The 1287-nt window shown below is 70.8% G+C and carries 2 protein-coding genes; both read left to right on the forward strand.

All coding sequences use genetic code 11. The features are described from left to right. Positions 1-614: ABC transporter ATP-binding protein (locus IE312_RS39810; RefSeq protein ID WP_229899642.1), on the forward strand; the 614-nt coding region annotated here is incomplete at its 5' end. Next, on the forward strand, positions 607-1287 hold a 681-nt coding region (locus IE312_RS39815), incomplete at its 3' end, for an ABC transporter ATP-binding protein (RefSeq protein WP_229899644.1). The genes IE312_RS39810 and IE312_RS39815, both read left to right, overlap by 8 nt.

Here is a 1287-nt window from a genome sequence, read left to right on the forward strand (position 1 = left end):
GCATGTCGAGGAGGGACGCGCGGGCCAGGGCCGTCGAGCTGATGGACCGGGTGCGGATCCCGGGCGCCGCCCAGCGGGTGCGGGATTACCCCCACCAGTTCTCCGGCGGTATGCGCCAGCGCATCATGATCGCCATGGCGCTGGCCCTGGAACCGGCGCTCATCATCGCCGACGAGCCCACCACCGCCCTCGACGTCACGGTCCAGGCCCAGGTGATGGACCTGCTCGCCGAGTTGCGGCGCGAGTACCGCATGGGGCTCATCCTGATCACCCACGACCTCGGGGTGGTCGCGGACGTGGCCGACCGCATCGCCGTGATGTACGCCGGGAGGATCGTCGAGTCCGCGCCCGTCCACGACCTCTACAAGGCACCTGCCCACCCCTACACCCGGGGCCTGCTCGACTCCGTCCCGCGCCTGGACCAGAAGGGGCAGCAGCTGTACGCCATCAAGGGCCTGCCACCGAACCTCACGCGGATCCCGTCGGGCTGCTCCTTCCACCCGCGCTGCCCGCTGGCCCGGGACGTGTGCCGCACCGACGAGCCGCCGCTCCACGCGGTGTCCGGCAGCCGGCGCAGCGCCTGCCACTTCTGGCGGGAGTGCCTGGATGGCTGAGCCGATCCTGGAGGTCAGCGGCCTCGTCAAGCACTACCCGCTCACCCGGGGCGTCCTCTTCAGGAGGCAGGTCGGCGCGGTGAAGGCCGTCGACGGCGTCGACTTCACCCTCGGCAGGGGCGAGACCCTCGGGGTCGTCGGGGAGTCGGGCTGCGGCAAGTCGACGGTCGCGAAACTGCTGTGCAGCCTGGAGCGCCCGACCGCCGGCACCATCTGGTTCAAGGGGGAGGACATCACCCGGCTCTCCGGCAAGGCCCTCAAGGCCGTACGCCGGAACATCCAGATGGTCTTCCAGGACCCCTACACCTCGCTCAACCCGCGCATGACGGTGGGTGACATCGTCGGGGAGCCGTACGACATCCATCCCGAGGCCGCCCCCAAGGGGGACCGCCGCCGCCGGGTGCGGGAGCTGCTGGACGTGGTCGGTCTCGACCCGGAGTACGTCAACCGCTATCCGCACCAGTTCTCCGGCGGCCAGCGCCAGCGGATCGGCATCGCCCGGGGGCTGGCCCTGCGCCCCGAGGTCATCGTCGCCGACGAACCGGTGTCGGCGCTGGACGTCTCGGTGCAGGCGCAGGTGATCAACCTGCTGGACCGGCTCCAGGCGGAGTTCGACCTGTCGTACGTCTTCATCGCGCACGACCTGTCCCTCGTCCGGCACATCGCGGACCGC

This window comes from Streptomyces capoamus (genome assembly GCF_014654935.1).
Lineage (GTDB): Bacteria > Actinomycetota > Actinomycetes > Streptomycetales > Streptomycetaceae > Streptomyces > Streptomyces capoamus.